Annotated in this window: 18 protein-coding genes; 9 read left to right on the top strand and 9 right to left on the bottom strand. The window is 68.5% G+C overall.

From position 1 onward, the window contains the following. Window positions 1-121: 121 nt before the first annotated feature. Complete coding sequence (locus ACFFIO_RS16685; RefSeq protein WP_378043592.1) at window positions 122-1,084, bottom strand: LysR substrate-binding domain-containing protein; 963 nt, start codon at window positions 1,082-1,084, stop codon at window positions 122-124. 169 nt (window positions 1,085-1,253) lie between these two features. Here ACFFIO_RS16685 and ACFFIO_RS16680 point away from each other — a divergent pair, with 169 nt between their 5' ends. Beyond that, entirely contained in the window at window positions 1,254-5,072 is a 3,819-nt protein-coding gene (locus ACFFIO_RS16680; RefSeq protein WP_378043591.1) for a bifunctional proline dehydrogenase/L-glutamate gamma-semialdehyde dehydrogenase, read from the top strand. Between the two features lie 161 nt (window positions 5,073-5,233). On the opposite strand, the gene ACFFIO_RS16675 is transcribed toward ACFFIO_RS16680, so the two are convergent. From ACFFIO_RS16675 to ACFFIO_RS16660, 4 genes are read right to left on the bottom strand one after another with little or no spacing between them, the layout of a single operon-like run. After that, entirely contained in the window at window positions 5,234-5,809 is a 576-nt protein-coding gene (locus ACFFIO_RS16675; RefSeq protein ID WP_378043589.1) for a GyrI-like domain-containing protein, read from the bottom strand. A gap of 59 nt (window positions 5,810-5,868) precedes the next feature. Then, on the bottom strand, window positions 5,869-6,651 hold the full coding sequence (locus ACFFIO_RS16670; RefSeq protein WP_378043588.1) for an SDR family NAD(P)-dependent oxidoreductase: 783 nt from the start codon (window positions 6,649-6,651) through the stop codon (window positions 5,869-5,871). Between the two features lie 16 nt (window positions 6,652-6,667). Next, window positions 6,668-7,030: a nucleoside triphosphate pyrophosphohydrolase family protein gene (locus ACFFIO_RS16665; protein ID WP_378043586.1), complete on the bottom strand. Its 363-nt coding sequence runs from the start codon at window positions 7,028-7,030 to the stop codon at window positions 6,668-6,670. Further along, window positions 7,027-7,668, bottom strand: coding sequence for a TetR/AcrR family transcriptional regulator (locus ACFFIO_RS16660; protein ID WP_378043679.1), 642 nt, complete (start codon window positions 7,666-7,668; stop codon window positions 7,027-7,029). Before ACFFIO_RS16660 ends, ACFFIO_RS16665 begins: the two co-directional genes overlap by 4 nt. A 236-nt stretch (window positions 7,669-7,904) precedes the next feature. On the opposite strand from ACFFIO_RS16660, the gene ACFFIO_RS16655 reads away from it, so the two are divergent. From ACFFIO_RS16655 to ACFFIO_RS16645, 3 genes are all read left to right on the top strand, one after another. Beyond that, window positions 7,905-8,699: an SDR family NAD(P)-dependent oxidoreductase gene (locus tag ACFFIO_RS16655; RefSeq protein ID WP_378043584.1), complete on the top strand. Its 795-nt coding sequence runs from the start codon at window positions 7,905-7,907 to the stop codon at window positions 8,697-8,699. 114 nt (window positions 8,700-8,813) lie between these two features. Beyond that, the gene (locus ACFFIO_RS16650; protein WP_378043582.1) at window positions 8,814-9,671 is read left to right on the top strand and encodes a TetR/AcrR family transcriptional regulator; all 858 of its coding nucleotides are present in this window, start codon (window positions 8,814-8,816) and stop codon (window positions 9,669-9,671) included. A gap of 42 nt (window positions 9,672-9,713) precedes the next feature. Next, window positions 9,714-10,982, top strand: coding sequence for an acyl-CoA dehydrogenase family protein (locus ACFFIO_RS16645; RefSeq protein WP_378043581.1), 1,269 nt, complete (start codon window positions 9,714-9,716; stop codon window positions 10,980-10,982). On the opposite strand, the gene ACFFIO_RS16640 is transcribed toward ACFFIO_RS16645, so the two are convergent. Further along, window positions 10,966-11,406: a DUF1801 domain-containing protein gene (locus ACFFIO_RS16640; RefSeq protein ID WP_378043579.1), complete on the bottom strand. Its 441-nt coding sequence runs from the start codon at window positions 11,404-11,406 to the stop codon at window positions 10,966-10,968. The genes ACFFIO_RS16645 and ACFFIO_RS16640 overlap by 17 nt on opposite strands. Window positions 11,407-11,581: 175 nt before the next feature. Between ACFFIO_RS16640 and ACFFIO_RS16635 the strand changes: the two genes are divergently transcribed. Together ACFFIO_RS16635 and ACFFIO_RS16630 are read left to right on the top strand one after the other, a co-directional pair. Next, window positions 11,582-12,139 (top strand): acyl-CoA thioesterase, encoded by a 558-nt coding sequence (locus ACFFIO_RS16635; protein WP_378043577.1) that lies wholly within the window; start codon window positions 11,582-11,584, stop codon window positions 12,137-12,139. A 66-nt stretch (window positions 12,140-12,205) separates the two neighbouring features. Further along, window positions 12,206-14,218, top strand: a complete 2,013-nt coding sequence (locus ACFFIO_RS16630; RefSeq protein WP_378043576.1) for an FMN-binding glutamate synthase family protein — start codon at window positions 12,206-12,208, stop codon at window positions 14,216-14,218. A gap of 106 nt (window positions 14,219-14,324) precedes the next feature. Here ACFFIO_RS16630 and ACFFIO_RS16625 read toward each other — a convergent pair whose 3' ends face one another. Then, complete coding sequence (locus tag ACFFIO_RS16625; RefSeq protein ID WP_378043574.1) at window positions 14,325-15,350, bottom strand: Lrp/AsnC family transcriptional regulator; 1,026 nt, start codon at window positions 15,348-15,350, stop codon at window positions 14,325-14,327. A gap of 158 nt (window positions 15,351-15,508) precedes the next feature. Between ACFFIO_RS16625 and ACFFIO_RS16620 the strand changes: the two genes are divergently transcribed. The 3 genes from ACFFIO_RS16620 (at window position 15,509) to ACFFIO_RS16610 (ending at window position 18,343) form a co-directional block, all read left to right on the top strand. Then, window positions 15,509-16,273: a DUF5058 family protein gene (locus ACFFIO_RS16620; RefSeq protein ID WP_378043573.1), complete on the top strand. Its 765-nt coding sequence runs from the start codon at window positions 15,509-15,511 to the stop codon at window positions 16,271-16,273. A 94-nt stretch (window positions 16,274-16,367) separates the two neighbouring features. Continuing rightward, a complete protein-coding gene (locus ACFFIO_RS16615; RefSeq protein WP_378043571.1) occupies window positions 16,368-17,120 on the top strand; it encodes a hypothetical protein in 753 nt (250 codons plus the stop codon). Further along, the gene (locus tag ACFFIO_RS16610) at window positions 17,117-18,343 is read left to right on the top strand and encodes an amidohydrolase (RefSeq protein WP_378043569.1); all 1,227 of its coding nucleotides are present in this window, start codon (window positions 17,117-17,119) and stop codon (window positions 18,341-18,343) included. The genes ACFFIO_RS16615 and ACFFIO_RS16610 overlap by 4 nt, the downstream gene beginning before the upstream one ends. Before the next feature lie 82 nt (window positions 18,344-18,425). Here ACFFIO_RS16610 and ACFFIO_RS16605 read toward each other — a convergent pair whose 3' ends face one another. After that, window positions 18,426-19,490 carry an amidohydrolase family protein gene (locus tag ACFFIO_RS16605; protein ID WP_378043567.1) on the bottom strand — a complete coding sequence of 355 codons (1,065 nt, stop codon included), beginning with the start codon at window positions 19,488-19,490 and terminating at the stop codon, window positions 18,426-18,428. Window positions 19,491-19,533: 43 nt separating this feature from the next. Then, a complete protein-coding gene (locus ACFFIO_RS16600) occupies window positions 19,534-20,589 on the bottom strand; it encodes an ABC transporter substrate-binding protein (protein ID WP_378043565.1) in 1,056 nt (351 codons plus the stop codon). Window positions 20,590-20,734: the final 145 nt, after the last annotated feature.

Genomic DNA, 20,734 nt, shown 5'->3' with positions numbered 1-20,734 from the left:
CGGGCATCGGGTACGTCGGTCCTGATGTGTGCAGGGCAGCGGACATCTGGTCACCGACTCCCCCATGCTATGCGAGTGCGCAACCCCCCGGCCCTGTTCCGCGCCGGTCGCGACCTGTTCGTTATCCGCCGGGTCCACGGTCAGTGCCGCTCCCGGCGTCCAGCGGCCGTGCCGCCTCCTCCAGGGCGGCACGGACGGCGACGACGGCCGGAGACTGAGCCGACGAGGACCGGATGGACGTGAAGACGGTGCGCAACGGCCGCCCGGGCAGGGAGATGCGGCGCAGCCGCTGTGGGTGGTCCACCAGGGTCAGGCCGGGCAGCAGTGCCACCGCGTTGCCGGACTCGACGAGCTTCACGTGGGACTGGAGGTCCGCCGAGACGAAGCGGACGTCCGGCTCGTGGCCGGCGGACCGGATCAACTGCTCGGCCCAGTGCCGGGTGGCCGTGCCCCTCGGTTCCATGATCCAGGGCAGCGGCCGGTGCTGCAGCAGGGTGGCCAGTTCCTCCCCGGCCGGCAGAGGCTGGCCGTCGATCGTGAGCCCGGCGGGGACGGCGAGCTGCAGCTCGTCCCGCACCAGCTGGCGGCGGTCCAGTCCTGGCCAGTGCGGGGCGGAATGTCCGGGGTACTGCTCGGCGACGACCACATCGAAGTCCCGCGCCCACGTCTCATGCAGTGCGCGCTCCGGTTCGTACTGGACCATCTCCAGCCGCAGAGCGGGATGGCGCTCGCGCAACAGGGACAGGGCCGGCGGGATCAGCACCAGGGCGGCGGACTGGAACACCGCCAGGCGTACACGCCCACTGATGGCACCACCGGCCGATCCGGCTGAGATGAGCGCGGTCTCGGCTTCCTCGAGGGCACCGAGGATCGGCTCCACCCGCTCCACGAGGGCCATCGCCGCCTCCGTGAGCTGCACGTTCCTCCCGACGCGGCGCAACAGCTTGGTCTTGGTCTCGCGCTCCAACAGGGACAACTGCTCCGAGACGGAGGAGGGGGCCAGGTTCATGGCCCGGGCCACCGCGGAGACGGTGCCCCTGATGGACAGCTCGCGCAGCAGGACCAGACGGCGGACGTCGAGCATGATTCAGGCCTTTCGCGAGAGATCGGATGGGGTCCGTGCGGAACGGGTGGGAGGGCGGCGCAAGGGCAGAGGGCCACGGTGAAATCGTGCAAACAGTTCGGTTCAACCGAACAATACTCTGCGGAAACGTTCGCTAGTCGCGGACAGTGCGAGAGAGAACAATGGCAGCATGACCACCCACCCCGTTGATCGCTCCGCCCAGCCCGCAAACCCAGCCATCCCGGATCCCGGGGAATTGAGCGCGCTGGCCCCGGCCGCCGTCGAGCAGGTCCGGACCTGGCTCCGGGAGGCCCGGAAGCATCCCTCGAACTTCTCGGCCAAGCAGCTGGCGGGCGTGCTGAAGGACCCGGCGGGACTGGACTTCACGGTCGGCTTCGTGGACCGGGTGGTGCGCCCCGAGGACCACCGGATCGCGGCGGAGGCGCTCGCGGACCTGGCGCCCCAGACGCCCGGCTTCCTGCCCTGGTACATGAAGTCGGCCATGAGCCTGGGCGGCCGGCTAGCCCCCGCCGTGGCACCGATCGCCGTGCCGGCGGCCCGCAAGGTCCTGCGCGAGCTGGTCTCCCACCTGATCGTGGACGCCACGGACTCCCGGCTCGGCCCGGCCATCGCCAAGCTGAAGACCGAGGGCATCCGCCTGAACATCAACCTGCTGGGCGAGGCCATCCTCGGCCAGCGGGAGGCCGACCGCCGGATGGACGGCATCCGCACCCTGATCGAGCGGGAAGATGTGGACTACGTCTCCGTCAAGGTCTCCGCCGCCACCGCCCCGCACAGCGCCTGGGCGTTCAACGAGGCGGTCGAGGAGGTCACCGCCCACCTGCTGCCGCTCTACGAGCTCGCCGCCTCCCAGGGTGCTGCCGATGGACCGACCGGCACCGGTCCCACGTTCATCAACCTGGACATGGAGGAATACCACGACCTGGACATGACCCTGGCCGTGTTCATGCGCCTGATGGACACCCCCGCGCTCCACGATCTTGAGGCCGGGATCGTGCTGCAGGCCTACCTGCCGGACGCCCTCGACGCCATGATCCGCCTGCAGGAGTTCGCCGCCCGCCGGGTGGCCGCCGGGGGTGCCTCGCTCAAGGTCCGCGTGGTCAAGGGCGCCAACCTGCCCATGGAGCAGGTCCAGGCCTCCGTCACCGGCTGGCCCGCCGCCACCGTGCCCTCCAAGCAGGCCGCGGACACCAACTACAAGCGCGTCCTGAACTACGCCCTCACGCCCGAGCACACCCGGAACGTGCGGATCGGCGTGGCCGGGCACAACCTGTTCGACATCGCGCTGGCCTGGCTGCTCGTACAGGAACGCGGCCTCACCACCCAGTGGGAGGACGGCCGCCGCAGCCCGGACGTCGAGTTCGAGATGCTGCTGGGCATGGCCACCGGTCAGGCGGAGGCCGTCCGGCAGGATGTCGGCTCGCTGCTGCTCTACACCCCCGTGGTCCACCCGCACGAGTTCGACGTGGCCATCTCCTACCTGATCCGCCGCCTCGAGGAGGGGGCCAGCCAGGAGAACTTCATGTCCGCCGTCTTCGAACTGGACACGGACTCGGCGCTCTTCGCCCGTGAGCAGGACCGCTTCCTGGCCTCGCTCGAGGACCTGGACACCGCTATCCCGACGCCGGCCCGCACCCAGAACCGGCAACTCGCCTCCATGGCGCGCCTCGAGGCCGCGCGCGGCCCGGTCCCGGAACCCGTGGACGGCTTCGCCAACACTCCGGACACCGACCCGTCCCTGGCAGCGAATCGCGACTGGGGGCGGTCCATCACCGCCAACATCCCGGGCTCCACGCTCGGCACCGAGACCGTGGCCGCCGCCACGGTGACCTCACCGGACCAGGTGCAGGCCGCCGTCGGGAAGGCCGTTGCGGCGGGCGAGGCGTGGGCGAGCCTGACCGGGGCCGAGCGGGAGCGCGTGCTGGGCGCCGTGGCCGATTCCCTCGAGGCGCACCGCGCGGACCTGCTCGAGGTGGCGGCCGCCGAGACCGGCAAGACGCTGGACCAGGGTGATCCGGAGGTCTCCGAGGCCATCGACTTCGCGCGGTACTACGGCCGGCTGGCCCGTGGGCTCGACGAGGTGCCCGGTGCGCAGTTCCACCCGTCCAAGCTCGTGCTCGTCATCCCCCCGTGGAACTTCCCCGTGGCCATCCCGACGGGCGGCGTGCTCGCCGGCCTGGCCTCCGGGGCGCCCGTGGTGTTCAAGCCGGCCCCGCAGTCGGTCCGGACCGGGGCCGTGGCCTACGAGGCTATCCGCGAGGGCCTGATTGCCGGACTCACTGCGCTGGACGGCGTCAGCGCCGACGAGGCCGGCGCGCTCGCCTCGGACGTGGTGAGCTTCATCAGCATCGACCCGGAGCAGGAGGCCGAGCTCGGTGAGGGACTCATCGCACACCCGGACGTGGAACGCGTCATCCTGACCGGCGGCTACGAGACGGCGAAGCTGTTCCGTTCCTTCCGCCCGGACCTGCCGCTGCTGGCCGAGACCTCCGGCAAGAACGCGATCATCGTGACCCCGAGCGCCGACCTGGACCTGGCCGCCAAGGACGTGGTGACCTCAGCGTTCGGCCATGCCGGGCAGAAGTGCTCGGCGTCCTCCCTGGTGATCCTCGTCGGCTCTGTGGCCACCTCCCCGCGCTTCCACCGCCAGCTGGTGGACGCCGCCAACTCCCTGACCGTGGGCTACTCGGAGGATCCTCGCTCGCAGATGGGCCCCGTGATCGAGGTCCCGGGGGAGAAGCTGCAGCGGGGGCTGACCGAACTGGGCACCGGAGAGACCTGGGCGCTGGAACCGCGTCAGCTGGACCAGACCGGGCGGCTCTGGAGCCCCGGCATCCGCGCCGGGGTCCGCCCAGGCTCGGACGCGCACCTCACCGAGTACTTCGGGCCCGTGCTCGGCGTGATGACCGCCGAGACCCTCGAGGACGCCATCGAGCTCGTCAACGCCGTGGACTACGGCCTGACCTCCGGCATCCACTCCCTGGACCCGGACGAGATCGGGACCTGGCTGGAGACGGTGAACGCCGGCAACCTCTACGTCAACCGCGGTATCACGGGCGCGATCGTCCGCCGCCAGCCCTTCGGCGGGTGGAAGCGCTCCGCGGTCGGCGCCGGCACCAAGGCCGGTGGCCCGCACTACCTGCATGGACTGGGGTCCTGGACGGATGCTCCGGTCCACACTTCTCCGGCCACAGCCGTCCTGCCTGGCCACAGCGATCATCAGGGTGGCTCGGCAGGATCGGTGTGGGCCGACGCCGACGCCGTCTCCACCTCGCCAGGAGCCGCCTCCGCCGAGGCAGGGTCCGTCCAGCGTCTGGCCGAGGCCGCGGGCCTGGAGGCCGAGGACCGCGCATGGCTGGCCGGCGCCGCTGCCCTGGACGAGCAGGCGTGGAACGAGGGCTTCGGCGTGGCCACGGATATCTCCGGGCTGATGGCGGAGCGCAACGTGCTGCGCCACCGCCCGGTCCCGGTGACCGTCCGGTGGGAGTCCGGCCCGCTGGTGCACCTGCTGCGCGTGATCATCGCCGGCCTCCGGGCCGGGGCACCGCTCACCGTGAGCGTGGCGGCGGGGCTGCCGGCCGGCGTCGGGCACGTCCTGGCGGGCGATCCACAGGTGGAGGTGCGGGTGGAGGACACTGCGGCGTTCCACGCCCGGGCCGCGCAGCTGACCCAGCTGCCGCCGTCCGCTCCCTCCGGTGGGGACCCGCGCATTCGCCTGGTGCTGGACTGGAGCGAGCCCGGATCAGATGCCGGGTCCCGCTCCCGAACGGGAGCTGAGGCAGGGGCTGAGGCAGGGGCAGTGGCGGCCCGTGCGGCCGTGTTGGCCCTGCATGAGGCCCTCGGCGGTTCGCCGGACGTGGCTGTCTACCCGAATCCCGTGGTCTCGGCCGGCGATGTGGAGCTGCTGCCCTTCGTGCATGAGCAGGCCATCTCGATCACGGCCCACCGCTTCGGCACCCCGGACCACCTGACCGACCACCTGCTCTGAGCCTTGCCCTGCTCCGAGGCGTCGATGATCCGGGGACAACGTCTCTGCAACCGCAGATGCCGGCGATTCTGCTGGATGATTTTGCCGAGACGGTTGTCTTCCTCGAGCCGATGGATGAGCGGTCGAACAGCATGCTGTAATAGGGGCGTTCCGCGGGGACCTCAAGCCACGGGATCGCGGAGGATGGTGCGCAGAGTGCCCTGTGGGGTTTCGCGGGTGAATCCGTCGAGGTGGATTTCGTGGTGGGGACCACTGCGGTGTGCTCCGTGTTGTTGCGCGAGTGCTCCGAGGCGTTCGAGGGTTGCGAACTCCTCGGAAAAGGGCCCGTGGTGCATGACCTGGGCGACGTTCTGCTCTGGTGTGGTGTGCATACCGATGAGGTCACCGGGTCGATCTGCGGTGCTGGCTGCGCGATCCCGTGCCGCGGTCAGGACCTCGGTCGTGGTGTCCTCGGGTACGGCTGAGAGGACCCGGTACAGCAGTGAGGGCACGGGATTGACGGTGTAGAAGTCCGCAATCTCAACAGGGGTCGATCCCTCGGGGTACCAGTACTGGATCTCGATAACAGGGCTCGCGTCTCCGGTGACCTGGCGTGTGATGTCACCCATGAGAGCCATCTTGCGGTAAAACTCGTCTGTCCCGGGTGATCCGGAACCGGCGACTGATGCGTACGTCACCGCGGGAACACGGACGAACTCGGGGTGGTCTGAGGCGTGAAGATGTGGGGCTGCGGTCATGGGTTCGTTCCTTTCGCTCTGAGCCGGAGACTCGGAGGCCGGTGATAGTCGTGGTGTGCTCACGCGCTGTATCCGCCGTCGATGTCGAGAGAGGCGCCGTTGATGTAGGCGCCATCCTCGCTGGCAAGATGGGAGACGAGCGATGCGATCTCTCCGACTCGGCCGAATCGTCCGACGGGGATAGTAGCGCGAAGGGTGTCTCCGGCTGGACCGCTAGCGGGGTTGGCGGGCGTGTCCACGGGGCCGGGCTGAACATTGTTGATGGTGACGCCGCGTGGGCCGAGCTCACGCGACATGCCTCGGACGAGGCTCGCAACCGCACCCTTGGTCATTCCGTAGATCGACGTCACGTCGTCCGGGAAATGCTCTGCGCTGACGCTGCCGATCGTGATGATCCGGCCGCCTGGGTGCAGGTGAGGTGCGCTGAAACGAATGGAGTCCAGCGTGCCTCGGATGTTGACGTCAATCATGTGGTCGATCTCCTCGTCGGTGAGCTCTTCGACGCGCCTCTTTGTCCCGCCGCCAGCGTTGGACACCACAATGTCGAGGCGCCCTTCCAGGTCAGTGACGTCGGCGATCACCTGACGGAGCTGGTCTCGATCGGCGCTGTTCGCTTTGAGCGCTGCCGCCTGGCCACCGGATTCGGCGACGTGCGACACGAGCGCGTCCGCCTCGTGCGTTGCGGAAGCATAGGTGAAGGTCACTCGCGCGCCCTCGGCCGCGAGACGGCTCACGATGCCGGCGCCGATGCCGCGGGCACCGCCCATCACCAACGCGACTTTTCCTGCATGGCGGCCCTCGATATGAGTCTGATCGTTTTGAATGGTGGTGCTTCGTGTCATGGAGTCCTCGCGGGTCTCAGGGTGAAGGGTTGGTGTCGGTGCGGGCGATCGTGATGGTCAGCCCGGTGCGAATGCTGTCCATGGTCTCGGCGAAGGCCTGGTCGATGTCGATATCGAGCCTCTCGGAGAGGACGAACACCCACCACAGGGTCTCGGCGAGCTTGTGTTTCAACCCGGCCTCACTGTCGCCGTCAATCGCCCACGTTCCGTCGTGGGCGAGCAGGAGGCGGCCGATATACCCGACGTCGTGGGAGAAGCCGAGCATGAGTTCCTGGAGGGACCACGTCTTGCCGTTGAAGCGCTGCTCGAGGATCTCGTAGAGGCGGCGAACCTCGAGAGCTTCGTCCCGCGCTGGAGTGAGATGGACGGAATCAGTCATGTGTTGTTCCTTTCGAGGGTCGTTTCGACGCGCAGACCCCGTGCGTGCGTCGCGGGATCGGATACTGGAAAGACGGCAATCGCACGGCGGGCCAGAGCAACGAGCGCTTGTCGGGTCTCGCCATCGGCGGCGCGGATGGCGAAACCGGTCGTGAGTGTGATCAAGAACCGAGCAAGATCTTCGGCGTCCTCGCCGGACGGGAGGTCGCCGTCACCGATCGCGCGGCGGAACCGGTCTGCAAGGCGCTCCTGGATCACTCGGCGGTTCTCGGCGAGCAGTGAAAAGGTCTCTGCTTCATCCGTGACCATCGCCTGGACGGACAGGCATCCGGGCGGCTGTCCGGGAGTCGTCACTGCCTCGGCGTTGCCGGTCAGGAACGCCTCAGCCACCATCCGCGCCGATGGTTCAGTCAAAGCAGCCTCGACGTATCCCATATTGCGTGCGATGTAGCGCTCCAGCGCTGCACGGAACAACTGCGACTTGTCCCCGAAAGCGCGATAGAGCGCGGGCCGGCTGATGCCCATCGCCTCCGTCAGCTCCGCGAGGCCCGCGGCTTCGTAGCCATGTCGCCAAAACGTCTCCACGGCAGCATCGAGCGCGGTCTCCGGCTCGAAAGTACGTGGCCGTCCTCCTGGCATCTTCAGCACCTCCTTTAGTTACGGATCGATCGGTACGTAACTAGTATTACACGCGAATCGGCTCTGCGCAGGAGGTGACGAGGAACGTGGGTGTTGACGCGGGGTATCGTCCGGCCCGCACTCGATGCGGCAACATCCACGGTGTTGTCCACGGTGCGGTCGACGTCCAGAGTAGATCCGCCGCAGATTTCGTCGACAGTCATCGCCACCGTCTGTTACATCCGAAAGGAACTCACATGCTCATCGATCTTCACGACCGAATGGCCCTGGTTACGGGCTCGACGCAGGGCATCGGGCGTGCAATCGCCGCCGCCCTCGCTGATTCCGGCGCCCGCGTGGCGATCAATGGTCGCCGCCCCGAGGGCGTGGATTCCACCGTTGCGGAACTGCGCGAGGAGTCCGCAGCTCGCGACCTGGTCGCAGCGCCCGGAGATGTCACCGACGAGGTCGGAACCACAGCCGTACTTGCCGCAGCCGGTGACATCGACATCCTGGTGAACAACCTTGGCGTCTTCGGCTCCATGCCGGCGCTTGACATCACTGATGAGGAGTGGCGACGCTATTTCGATGTCAACGTGCTTGCCGCGGTGCGACTGATCCGGGCCACTCTCCCCGGTATGAAGGAGCGCGGCTGGGGGCGCGTCCTGAGCATCGCCAGTGATTCCGCGGCCGTCATCCCCGAAGAGATGATCCACTACGGCATGTCGAAGACCGCTCTCCTGGCCGTCTCGCGTGGGTTCGCGAAGGACGCCGCTGGAACCGGTGTCACTGTGAATTCCGTGATCGCCGGGCCCACTCATACCGGCGGCGTGGAGAGCTTCGTCTACGAGTTGGTAGACCCCGCCACCCCGTGGGAGGAAGCCCAGCGTGAATTCATGCTCGCCCACCGGCCACAGTCGCTTCTGCAGCGACTCATCGAGCCCCAGGAAATCGCCAACATGGTGGCCTACCTCGCCTCACCCCTCGCCTCCGCCACCACCGGCGCCGCAGTACGGGTCGACGGCGGGTACATCGACTCGATCATCCCCTAGGTGAAATTCCTCGACGCGTTGTGGCCGTCCTCAGCAAACGGTGAAGAGTCCATCCGGTGATGAACATCGGGATTGGGCGGCGGCTGTGGGGCGGGACTGGATAGAGTCGGGCGCATGACTCTGGAACCTGCGCAGTCTCGATCCGTCGAGGTCCGATCCCTGGTGGTCGAGGCCGCCGTGGAACTCTTCAGCGAGCGGGGCTTCGAGGCCACCAGCGTGGACGACCTGGCACGCGCCGCCGGGCTGTCCCGATCCACGTACTTCCGTCAGGTCGGCGGCAAGGAGGACGCGGTCTTCGCGGACCACCCGCCGCTGATCGAGGAACTCGCCGCGTGGATGGACGAGCAGCCGAGTGATCCCTGGACCACGGTGTGCGCCGCCTCGGAGCGGGTCTTCGCGCACCTGTCCGAGGACCTGGAGCTGGCGCGACGCCGGTACGCCGTGGTCGGCGGGGTGCAGGCCCTGCGCGACCGCGAGATCGTCACGGAACGCCGCTACGAGCAGCTCTTCTCCGGGCATCTGCGCCGGACCGTGCCCGGCCTCGAGCCTGTGGACGGCATCGGGTTCGCCGCCCTCGTCACGGCCACCCACAACCACTTCCTGCGCCAGGCCGTCCGCAGTGGTGGCGACGGGGGCAGTGGTGGCCACGGCGCCAGGGAAGCGGCCGACCGGGTCACTGTGCGGTACGCGGAGGCGCTGGACCGGGCGCTGGCCATGGTCCGGCTGCGTTTCGGGGTCGGTTCCCCAGCGGATGCCGAGACGGGGGCCGGTCCGAGACGAGCGCCTCACCCCACGGACGACGCCGGCGCGGCAGCAGGCGCGGACCTCGCCGACGGCTCCGGTCGGGTTCCTGACCCCGCCCTCGCGCCCGGCCAGGTGGTGGTCGCGAGCTTCCCCACGACGATGCCCTCGGGTGAGGTACTGCGCAGGGTCCGCCAGGCGCTGGAGTCGAACGCCTTCACCTGGAATTGAGTTTCACTGGATCTGACACGCAGTCCCATCTATGCTGATGGAATGTCTGAGATTCCTATCCGCACCGCGCATGAGTCCGACGCCGCCGGATCGCCGTTTCCCGGCGCCACTGAACCCCTCTATGACGTCACCAGTCCGCTGGACATCGACTACTATGGCGCCTTCCGGGCCATCCCCGCCGCTGACCGCGAGATCTGGGAGCGGACGCGCAAGGCTGCCACCGCCGTCGCCGATCAGATGGCCGAGGGCTGGGAGCGCCACGAATACCCGATCGAAGCGGCCGCCAGCCTCGGGCGCCACCAGCTGTTCAACGACGGGCTGACCCACCCGGACCTGGAGCAGTTCTCCCCGCTGGCCACCGGTCTGGTCAACATGGAGCTCTCCCGCGTGGACGGCTCCCTGGGCACGGTGCTGGCGGTCCAGGGCGGCCTCGCATTGCGCACCCTCGTGTACTTCGGCAGCCACGAGCAGCAGGAGTGGTACGTGAAGCGCATCGCCGCGGGGGAGGTGCTCGGATCCTTCGCGCTGACCGAACCGGACCACGGTTCAGACTCCTCGGGACTGGCCACCCGGGCCACCCGCACCAAGACCGGCTGGGTGCTGCGCGGGGCCAAGAAGTGGATCGGCAACGGTGCCTCGGGCGGCGTGACCTTCGTCTGGGCGCGCGTGGACTCCGAAGGCGAGGAGGACCACGGATCGGTCCGCTGTTTCCTCGTCCCGCAGGAGACCCCCGGCTACCGGGCCGAGGTGATCGCCGGCAAGGGCGCGCTGCGCGCCATCGATCAGGCCCTGATCCACCTGGACGACGTGGAGCTGCCCGCGGAGGCCTTGCTGCCCGGCGCGCACTCGTTCAAGGACACCTCCAGGGTCCTCTATGCCACCCGCGCCGGCGTGGCGTGGTCCGCGCTCGGCCATGCCACGGCCTGCTTCGAGTCTGCGCTGGCCTACTCGCAGCAGCGGGTGCAGTTCGGCAAGAAGCTGGCCCAGCACCAGATGGTCCAGGAGAAGCTGACCCGGCTGCTCTCCCATCTGGTGGCCATGCAGATGTACTGCGTGAACCTGGCCCACCTCGAGTCCGATGGCATCCTCCGGCCCACCCAGGCCTCCCTGGCGAAGTATCACAACACGCGCACCGCACGCCTGATCGCCTCCGAGGCCCGGGACATGCTCGGCGGCAATGGCATCCTGCTGGAGAACGGGGTCATCCGCCACCAGATGGACATCGAGGCCATCCACACCTACGAGGGCACGGAGTCCGTGCAGGCGCTGCTGATCGGCCGCGACCTCACCGGATTCAGCGCCTTCGCGTAGTCAGGGCGTCGGACGAGAGGGTCTCGGCCAGCGAGCGTTCCAGCAGCGTGCGCAGGGCGTCTCGGTCCACTCCGGTCAGCCGCGTGAGATAGAGGCAAGCCTTGCTCGCGCGGTGCTTGCCCAGGCTGGTCATGAGCTCGGGCCACCGCTCTGAGAAGTCGTTGACGAGGTAGACGGTGTGCTTCGTCGGACCCGGCGCGAAGGCCAGCAGTGGAGCGCGTCCGCCATGCCCGCTCTCGTACAGGTACCTATACTCCCCGAAGCCGATGATGCGGCCGGCCCACACGACCGGCTGCTCGCCGCAGACGTCGGCATGGAGCGCGAGCAGTTCCTCGGCTTCGGCGCGCCGTGGACCAGTGGCCCGATCGAGGACGTCCGTGACCGGCAGGGCGGACGGTGACATGGCGGGCTGCTTCGAGGCCATCAGACTCATTCGTGTTCGGCGGGGCATGGTCGGGTCGGTCCAGTCAGTCTACGAAGCGGAAGAGAAGCGGAAGAGAAGCGAAAGGCGAAGCGGGCCTGAATGCACAGTGCGGCAGATCCCATGCTGTATCGCGACCTCATTACCCGGGGGTAACTTCCCGTGACATCATGGGGGCATGCACCTGATCTTCCGTACCCTGCTGTTGCTCATCACCTCGCGGCGCCGCTCCAAGCTGAGCATCTGGGACAGTTCCTCGCTGCCGCTGAGGGCCCTGCCGACCGACGTGGACATCGCGGTGCACGTCAACAACGGGATGTACTTCTCCCTCATGGACCTGGGCCGCTTCGACCTGATGGTCCGGGCCGGTGTCTGGGACCTGATGCGGAAGAAGAAGTGGTCGCCGGTGGTGCAGGCCGAGCAAATCGCCTTCCGGAAGTCGGTGAACCTGTGGCAGCGCTACACCTTGGAGACCCGGATCATCGGCCTGGATGACAAGTCCATCTGGTTCGAGCAGCGCTTCGTGGTGGACGGCGAGGTCTACGTCAGGGCCCATGTGGCCACCCGGCTCCTCGGTCCCGACGGTCCGGTGTCCAACGAGGAGATCCTGACAGCGGTCGCCGAGGAGCTCGGTCAGCCGAAGCCGGCCGGTCTCGAGCTGCCTGAGTGGCTGCACGAGTGGCGCGGCAACGTCGCCCTCCCGGGCTCCCGGAAGCCGGCCCCGCACCACTGGTGAGATGAATGCGAAAGGCCGTGCGCCGCCGTCGTGCGTTCTGCGTCACGTGGGTGCAGGATGGGAGGCATGAACAACCGCCTCCTCATCATCGGCGGGCTCACCACGCTCGTCCTCATCCTGGTCATTGCCTACCTGGTCGGGTTCTGGGCGTGGATCTTCCTCGGCCTGGTCGCACTGCTGCTCGTGGGGCTGGCCATCTGGGACCTGACCCAGAAGCGGCATGCGATCCTGCGGAACTTCCCGGTGATCGGGCACATGCGGTACCTGCTGGAGTCGATCCGTCCGGAGATCCAGCAGTACTTCATCGAGCGGAACTTCGACGGCACGCCCTTCGACCGGGACACCCGCTCGATCGTGTACTCGCGGTCCAAGGGCGCGGATGACCACAAGGCCTTCGGCACCGAGCGGGACACGGGTCGGATCGGCTACGAGTTCCTCCTGCACTCCACGGCCCCCGTGGCGCCGCCGGAGAAGACCCCCACCGTGCGGATCGGCGGCCCGGACTGCCGCCAGCCCTATGACCTGTCCCTGATGAACATCTCCTCCATGTCCTTCGGCTCGCTGTCCAAGAACGCGGTGGTGGCCATGAACAAGGGGGCCGGCCTGGGCGGGTTCATCCACGAGACCGGCGAGGGCGGGCTGACGAAGTATCACCGCGGCAACGGGGCGGACCTGTTCTGGGAGATCGGCTCGGGCTACTTCGGCTGCCGCACCGAGGACGGCCGGTTCAACCCGGAGAGCTTCGCGGAGAAGGCCACCCTGCCGGAGGTCAAGGGCATCACCATCAAGCTCTCCCAGGGGGCCAAGCCCGGGCTCGGCGGTGTTCTGCCCGGCCCCAAGGTCACCCCGGAGATCGCCGAGGCGCGCGAGGTGCCGGTCGGCGTCGACTGCATCTCCCCGGCCTCCCATTCGGCCTTCACCACACCCCGGGAGATGGTCCGTTTCATCGGCCGCCTGCGCGAGCTCTCCGACGGCAAGCCGATCGGCATCAAGTTCTGCGTCGGTTCCCGCACGGACGTGCTGGCCATGTGCAAGGCCATCTGGGAGGAGCGGACCGCCCCGGACTACATCATCGTGGACGGTTCCGAGGGCGGCACCGGCGCGGCCCCGCTGGAGTACTCCGACCACGTCGGTACGCCGCTGACCGAGGGTCTGATGCTGGTGCACAACGCCCTGGTCGGCACAGGCCTGCGGCACATGATCAAGCTGGGCGCCGCCGGCAAGGTCGCCACCGGATCGGACATCGTCAAACGGCTGATCCAGGGGGCCGACTTCACCATGTCCGCCCGCGCCATGATGATGGCCACCGGTTGCATCCAGGCCCAGAAGTGCCACACGAACCACTGCCCCGTGGGCGTGGCCACGCAGGACCCACGGCTCACCCGGGCGCTGGACGTGGAGGACAAGTCCAAGCGCGTGCACAACTACCAGAAGCTCACCGTCCGTGAGGCCGTGCAGATCATGGCGTCGATGGGCCTGAACCATCCGTCCCAGCTGAACACCCGCATGCTGCGCCGCCGGGTGGACCACCTCAACACCCGCTCCTACGCCTCCATCTACCACTGGCTGCGTGAGGACGAATTGCTCAACGAGCCACCGCGCGGCTGGGCCGCCGACTGGCGGGAGGCAGACGCGGACCACTTCGGCGAGCACGCTCCCGTCGGCTACCTGACCGAGCCGGATCCGCAGTGGCGTGACGAGCTGGACGTGCAGACCTCCGCGATGTCCCTCGGGGACCTGCGCGCCTCCCTGCGTTCCGGTGAAGCGCAACGGCCCGTCCCGACGCCGGCCGGTTCCGCAGGTGCCCATGCCGCCGTGGGTGCAGGGCGCGGCGGGGGCCCGGCGGAGAATCCGGTGGCAGGCGCCACCGCCGGCTCGGGCTCGGACTCGGCCGGTGACCGCAGCGGCGAGGGACCGAGCGAGGGCGAAGGCGAACCGCGTTCCGAGGGTCGGCCACCCGAGCGCAACGCCGACGAGAAGGACCTCGACGGCGCCCGGCCCCGGCGCTCCGGTTCGGACACCGGCTCCACGCCCGTGGTCAGCAACGAGCCCCGGCCGGAGGGCCGGCCCGCCCCCTGACCCCTCCCGGCAGCTGGAGGCCGAGTTCGGTCCGTTCACTCGCGGGTAACCGCCCAGAATGGGCCGGCCCCGACCGCCAGTTGGGAAGGTGTGCTGAGGCCCTGGCTCAGCGCAGGCGGGGGCCGACCTCGATGAACTCGCCCGTGCGCCGGCCCTCGGCATCGAGCCTCCAGCCGGCCCGCTTGGGGATGTTGGCGATGATGACCGTCTCACGGATCTCCAGATGCGGGATCCGCGCCGTGGCCTCCTGTTCCATGGCCATGATCTCCGCCGCCGATCGGTGCCACATCATGAACATGAAGTTCGAGCGCCCCGTGGTCGAGGCACACAGCCGCAGGGCGCCCAACCGGGACAGCTCCGCCGCGGCGGCGTCATGGTGGGCCACGGGGAGCCGAGCGAACCATTGGCAGATCACGGGGTATCCGGCGGACAGGTGGGACGTCTCGCAGCGGAAACTCACCACGCCTGATTCCAGCACCTGGTGGAGCCGTCGCCGCGCTGTCGCCGGATGGAGCCCCGTGGCGGCGGCGATCTGGGCCGCCGTGGCCCGCCCATCGCGCGCCAGCGCTTGGACGATCGGGACGAACGACTCCGGCATGCCCTGCTGGCCCGGGGGCCCGGCCGGCGGGCCTCCCGCCTGCCGCACCGCACGGCGCTGGGCCGGACTGAGCACCGCCAGCTCCCAGTCTGCCGCCGTCCGGTGGAGCCGGGTGCAGAAGGTGGACTGGTAACCGGTCAGATGGGGGACGGAATCCAGCCGCGGATACACCTCCCGGGACAGCTGGTTGGGGTCGGCGGAGATCACGGTCAGCATGAAGTCCCGGTCCCGGTGGCATTCCTCGATCGAGAACACCTCCGGGATCTCCGCCATCCGCTCTTCGACCTCCCGCCGGCGCCCCGGTGCGCACCGGACGTCATGGAAGGACGTGGCCATGTGGTTGGGCAGTCCCAGCGGGTGGGCCGTGATCCAGGCCAGACCGGCTCCCTGCAGCCGCCGCCAGCGCGCTGCCAGGGATGTGGGATGGCGGTCGAGGATCTCGCCGAGGGTTGTCCATGGCAGGCGCGGACCGATCTGCAGGGCGTGGACGAGTCCTAGGTCGTCCTCATCCAGGAGCGGTGGTGCGATGTACATGATCAGTCCTTCTGGCTGTCTTGGTGCAGATTTTCAGCGATTTGGCTCGAAGTGATGGGCAACACATCACAATGGTATTCACTCAATGCAACATCGTGTTCTCGGTGGGCGAGCACGGACACCGCCCGACGAAGACGTCCCCTCCCCAAAGGACCATCATGATCGCAGCAACATCGAATGCCTCCCCGTCCACGGACCCGAACGGGGTCCTGGCTTTGGCCAACACCCCGGTGCTGTGGATCTGCGCCCTCGGCGTCTTCCTCGTCATCGGCGTCCAGTCGGTCATCTACATCCTGGCGGCCCGCAAGGCATCGGCGGCAGCCGGGATGACGAAGCAGGAACTGAACACCTCGTTCAGCACCGGGGCGATCGCTGCGATCGGCCCCTCCCTGGCGGTAGCCCTCGTGGCCGTGGCCTTGCTGCCCCTGTTCGGCACACCGGCCACCCTGGTCCGGATCGGGCTGATCGGCTCGGTGCAGTACGAGACCGCCGCGGCCAGCATTGCCGCCGGAACCCAGGGCGTCGAGCTGGGCGGCCCGGGGTTCGACCAGCAGACCTTCGCCATCATGTTCTTCGCCATGAGCCTCGGCGGCGCCATGTGGATGCTCGCCACCCTCATCCTCACGCCCCTGCTGAAGAAGGGCGAACACAAGATGGCCAAGGTCAACCCCGCCCTGATGACCGTGGTCCCGGCAGCCGCCCTGCTCGGCGCCTTCGTGTTCCTCGGCCTGGCGGAGGTGCCCAAGAGTTCCGTGCACGTGGTCACCCTGGCCACCTCTGCGGTCGTGATGGGCTTGTGCCTGCTGCTGGCCAAGCTCCCCGGGATGCGCTGGCTGCGCGAATGGGGGCTCGGCATCGCCATCCTCGCCGCCCTGACCGCCGCCTACCTCGCCCAGTCAGCCGGCCTGGCCGGCGTGGCGTGACCGGCACCCCGAACCGCCGCCCCGGGGCCTACCCTGCCGCCTGGCCGGCACCGCCCTCGACCTCTCTGCTGTACCTGACCCTCCAGGAGTCCCCATGAGCACCACCGCAACAACCACCGCCCCCGGGCGCGTCCATGCTGCCGGCAGCATGGACGAGTTCGACGCCACCACGTCACGCTGGGGCCGGCTGACCATGATCGCCGGCCTGATCTTCTCCCTGGCCGGCCCGTTGTACCTCGTGTTCTTCGGCGACCTCGGTGTGACCGCCAGCGCCCTGTTCACCGCCTTCGCGGCCGTGGCCGGAACCTTCTTCCTCATTTGGATCATCGAGCCGGTCACCTACTTCCCGATCCTCGGTCCGGCCTCCATGTACCAGGCGTTCATGATCGGCAACATCTCCAACAAGCTGTTGCCCTCGGCCCTCATCGCCCAGGCGCGCGTGGACGCCAAGCCGGGCACCCACCGTGGCGGTCTGGCCGCCGTCATGGCCATCTGTGGGGCCGCCGCCGTCCACCTGCTGTCCCTGCTGGTGTTCGTGGGGCTCCTCGGCACCTGGCTCATCAGCGTGATCCCGACCGAGATCACGGACGTTGTGCGTGTCTACGTGCTGCCGGCCGTGCTCGGTGCGGTCATCGTGCAGGCAATCGTGTCCCTCAAGCAGGTGCGCGCCACCGTGGTGGCCATCATCGTGGCCATACTGGTGCAGTTCGTCCTCGTGCCGCTGGTGCCCGGCATTGCCATGGCGGCCACAGCCATCGCCGTCATCGCCACCCTGGTCATCGTCTGGTTCGTCCGCAAGCGGGACGACGCCGAACCGACCGCCACCGAAGGAGAGACCCACCCATGACCAACTCCACCGACTACCCGGACATCCCCGCCGAGCTGCGCGAACGCATGCTCGATTTCTACCGGCACCTGCACGCGAACCCGGAGCTGTCCATGCAGGAGCATGCCACCGCGGCGTTCATCGAGGCCCACCTGGACTCCTTGGGCATCGAGCACTTCCGCTGCGGAGGGACCGGGGTGGTGGGGATCCTGCGCAACGGGGACGGGCCCGTCGTCGGGTTCCGGGCGGACATGGACGGGCTGCCGATCGAGGAGGTGGCGGGCGTCGACTACCGCTCGAGCGCCCGCGGCACCCTGGAGGACGGCACCGAGGTGCCGGTCATGCACGGCTGTGGCCATGACACCCACGTGGCCGCGCTGATGACCGCCACCGAGGTACTGGCCGCGGACCGGGACAGCTGGTCCGGGACCGTCGTCCTGCTGTTCCAGCCGGGGGAGGAGACCGCCGCCGGCGCGCAGGCCATGGTGGACGACGGGCTGTGGGACCGTGCCCCGCACGCGGAGGTCATCTACGGCCAGCACGTCATGCCCGGCCTGGCCGGGACCGTCGAGGTGGTGGCGGGCTCCTTCATGGCCTACGCCGATTCCTGGAAGGTCACGCTCCACGGTGAGCAGTCCCACGGTTCCCAGCCGCAGGACTCGGTCGACCCCATCGTGCTGGGCGCCAGCATCGTCAACCGCCTCCAGACGATCGTCTCCCGTGAGATCGCCCCGCGGAGCTCCGCCGTGGTCACGGTGGGAACCTTCCACGCCGGGCTGAAGGAGAACATCATCCCGGACCGGGCCGAGTTCACCCTGAATGTCCGCACCATGGAGGACGGGGTCCGCGAACACGTCCTCGCCTCCATCCGCCGCATCATCTCGGCCGAGGCGCTGGCCTCCGGTGCACCCGAACCGGAGATCGAGGAGCTCTACCGGTTTCCCCTGAACTTCAACGACCCCGCCGCGACGGAGGAAATCACCGGCACCCTGCGCCGCGCCCTGGGCGAGGAGAACGTCGGGGAGGCCGAGCCGAGGATGGGCTCGGAGGACTTCGGGAACCTGGCCACCGCCCTCGGGGTGCCCTCCGTGTTCTGGATGTTCGGTGGTTTCGACCGCGGCACGGTGGAGTCCGGGTCCATGCCGGTCAACCACTCGCCGCGCTTCGTGCCCGTCCCGGAACCCACCCTCTGGACCGGCGCGACGGCGGCGCTCGCCGCCCTGCGCTCGAAACTCGCCTCCTGACCCCGAACCCACGCTTTCAGTCGAGTTGGCGTGGGTGTTCTCGAAGAGAACCCGCCCCAACTCGACTGAAAAGGTGTCGGGATCAGAGCTCCAGGTTGAACACCCGGGTGGCGATGCCCTCGAAGAACTCGAACTTCTCCTCCGCCGAGATCGGCAGGTTGTCCTGGAGCTCCACCTCGGACGGCTCGTACTGGTACGGGTAGTCCATCGCGTACATCACGCGGTCGGCGCCCATCATCTGCCGCACGAACATGATCTCGTCCTGCCAGGGCATGCCGCTCGTGGTGATCCAGACGTTGCGGCGGATGTACTCGGAGGGCTTCAGCGGCAGCGGCTTCACGTGCGGGTAGCGGCCGGTGGCCACCTGCTTGCCGTACATGTAGTCGATCCGGTTCAGCCAGAACGGCACGGCCTCGCCGAGGTGGCCGACCACGAGCTTCAGAGTTGGGAAGCGCTCGAACACCCCGGAGACCACCAGCCGCATCAGGTGCAGGCCGGTCTCCACTCCGAAGCCGTACATCGAGCCGTCCAGGCCGCGGTCATGCAGCGGTTTGAACAGCCCGGCGGAGGGGGCGTTGGGGTGCAGGTAGACGGGCACCCCGAGGGACTCCGCCGCCTCGTAGAACGGCAGGAACTCGGGGGCGTCCGTGTAGCGGTCCCGCACGTGGGAGTTCAGGATCGCGCCCTTGAGCCCCAGCTCGGTGACCGCCCGGCCCAATTCGGCGGCGCCGGCGTCGGGCGCGGTGAACGGCACGGCGGCCAGCCCGGAGAACCTCTCCGGGCGGTTCCGGACGATCTCCCCCAGGTGGTCGTTCGCCACCTGGGCGAGGTCCGTGGCCTGGGCGGCGGCCAGGGGGTTGGTCCCCGGTGCGGTCAGGGCCAGGATCTGATGGTCGACGCCGGCCGCGTCCATCTCCTGCAGGCGCACCCCCTCGGTGTCCACCATGCGCTCGCGGATGAACCGCGGGCGGTCACCGTCGCCGAGGGCGTAGTAGCCCATCAGGCTCATGAAGCCCGGATCGTCCTCGGGGTGCTCGCCCAGGATCCGGCGGAAGAGCTCGAACATCTCCGGCGGGGCCCAGGCCTCCTCCGTGGCGATGCGCCGGTAGGGGCGGGGCGCGGGGCTGGCGGTCGTGTCACTGGTCATGTGCGGGTGTCCTCGGGTCTCTCAGGTCGGTGAAAGGAACGGCTCAGTCGGTGGGCGCGGTGACGATGTCCTCGACGCTGATCTCCTCGTCGATCAGCCCGTACCGGACCATGCGCTCGTTGAGGAACTGCAGGGTCTCCAGGTCCACCGAGGCGTCCCAGGCGGGCAGATGGATCTGGTCGGCGAGGTCGGGCTCGATGGTGGTGACGTCCGGCAGCGCCTCGCGGAAGGCGTCCGGATCCTCGGCGACGGCCTCTCCGGTGGCGCTGATGCCCCGCTGGAATGCCTTCACCGTCTCCGGGTTCTCTGCGGCGTACTCCTCCGAGGTCATGTAGGTGCCCACCATCATGTTCGGTCGGGACTCGGCGTAGGGGCTGGCGACCTCCGTGGCGCCCTGGTCCACGGCCATGGTGACGAACGGCTCGATCAGCAGGGCTGCGTCGACCTGCCCGTTGGCCAGGGCCGGGAGCATGTCCGAGAAACCCATCTCGGCGAACTTGACCTGGGTGCGGTCGGCGCCCGCGTCCTCCATCAGCGTCATGATGACCACGTCGTTGATGTTCTCCAGCGTGTTGACCGCAATGGTGGCGCCTTCCAGGTCTTCGACCTTCTCGACCCCGCTGGAGGTGGAGGCCATGATGCGGGCGAAATCGTCCTCGGGATCCTCCATGGTGCGGGTGCCGGCGGCCACGATGGTGATGGGGAGGCCCTTGCTGGCGGCCAGGATGGCACTGACGGTGTTCGAACCGGCGAACTGGGTCTCTCCGTTGACCACGGCCGGCACGGCTGCGGCACCGCCGATGCTGACGTCCACCGTGACGTCCAGGCCTTCCGCCTCGAAGTAGCCCTCGTTCACCCCGTACTGGAGGAAGGCCGAGGGCATGCCGGCGGTGTCCGCCACCCGGATCTCCGTGGTGCCCTCCGTCCCGCCCGTTGCGGTAGCGGTGCCCTCGGCGGACGACCCTGTTCCAGCGCCGGACTCCTGGCCTGAGGTGCCGCCATCGCCGCAGGCGGTCAGCAGCAAGGGTGCTGCCAGCAGTGGTGCCAGCCAGCGGCTGCGGCGCCGGCTGCTCGTCCATGTCCTCGCGGTGGTTCTCATCGGGGCTCCTTGCTCGTGCTGGCGTGGCTGTCCTGGTTGCGGTGGATGGTGACTCCGGTGTTCCCAGAAGCGTAGGATGCGAGAGCATCAGGCGGAACGATTGAAACAATTGTTCTGGTGTACGGAACATGTGAGTCCGCGGGGG

The organism is Citricoccus parietis, from assembly GCF_042433045.1.
GTDB lineage: Bacteria > Actinomycetota > Actinomycetes > Actinomycetales > Micrococcaceae > Citricoccus > Citricoccus parietis.
Note: the sequence above shows the minus strand (reverse complement) of the source record. Positions and strands in the feature narration are given on the sequence as shown.

Bases quoted from the DNA above. Each gene is read 5' to 3' on its own strand.
- ACFFIO_RS16680 (WP_378043591.1), top strand. From the start codon at position 1,254: ATGACCACCCACCCCGTTGATCGCTCCGCCCAGCCCGCAAACCCAGCC.
- ACFFIO_RS16645 (WP_378043581.1), top strand. From the start codon at position 9,714: ATGTCTGAGATTCCTATCCGCACCGCGCATGAGTCCGACGCCGCCGGA.
- ACFFIO_RS16610 (WP_378043569.1), top strand. From the start codon at position 17,117: ATGACCAACTCCACCGACTACCCGGACATCCCCGCCGAGCTGCGCGAA.
- ACFFIO_RS16635 (WP_378043577.1), top strand. From the start codon at position 11,582: ATGCACCTGATCTTCCGTACCCTGCTGTTGCTCATCACCTCGCGGCGC.
- ACFFIO_RS16650 (WP_378043582.1), top strand. From the start codon at position 8,814: ATGACTCTGGAACCTGCGCAGTCTCGATCCGTCGAGGTCCGATCCCTG.
- ACFFIO_RS16620 (WP_378043573.1), top strand. From the start codon at position 15,509: ATGATCGCAGCAACATCGAATGCCTCCCCGTCCACGGACCCGAACGGG.
- ACFFIO_RS16665 (WP_378043586.1), bottom strand. From the start codon at position 7,030: ATGACTGATTCCGTCCATCTCACTCCAGCGCGGGACGAAGCTCTCGAG.
- ACFFIO_RS16600 (WP_378043565.1), bottom strand. From the start codon at position 20,589: ATGAGAACCACCGCGAGGACATGGACGAGCAGCCGGCGCCGCAGCCGC.
- ACFFIO_RS16605 (WP_378043567.1), bottom strand. From the start codon at position 19,490: ATGACCAGTGACACGACCGCCAGCCCCGCGCCCCGCCCCTACCGGCGC.
- ACFFIO_RS16615 (WP_378043571.1), top strand. From the start codon at position 16,368: ATGAGCACCACCGCAACAACCACCGCCCCCGGGCGCGTCCATGCTGCC.
- ACFFIO_RS16655 (WP_378043584.1), top strand. From the start codon at position 7,905: ATGCTCATCGATCTTCACGACCGAATGGCCCTGGTTACGGGCTCGACG.
- ACFFIO_RS16640 (WP_378043579.1), bottom strand. From the start codon at position 11,406: ATGGCCTCGAAGCAGCCCGCCATGTCACCGTCCGCCCTGCCGGTCACG.
- ACFFIO_RS16675 (WP_378043589.1), bottom strand. From the start codon at position 5,809: ATGACCGCAGCCCCACATCTTCACGCCTCAGACCACCCCGAGTTCGTC.
- ACFFIO_RS16685 (WP_378043592.1), bottom strand. From the start codon at position 1,084: ATGCTCGACGTCCGCCGTCTGGTCCTGCTGCGCGAGCTGTCCATCAGG.
- ACFFIO_RS16630 (WP_378043576.1), top strand. From the start codon at position 12,206: ATGAACAACCGCCTCCTCATCATCGGCGGGCTCACCACGCTCGTCCTC.
- ACFFIO_RS16625 (WP_378043574.1), bottom strand. From the start codon at position 15,350: ATGTACATCGCACCACCGCTCCTGGATGAGGACGACCTAGGACTCGTC.
- ACFFIO_RS16660 (WP_378043679.1), bottom strand. From the start codon at position 7,668: ATGCCAGGAGGACGGCCACGTACTTTCGAGCCGGAGACCGCGCTCGAT.
- ACFFIO_RS16670 (WP_378043588.1), bottom strand. From the start codon at position 6,651: ATGACACGAAGCACCACCATTCAAAACGATCAGACTCATATCGAGGGC.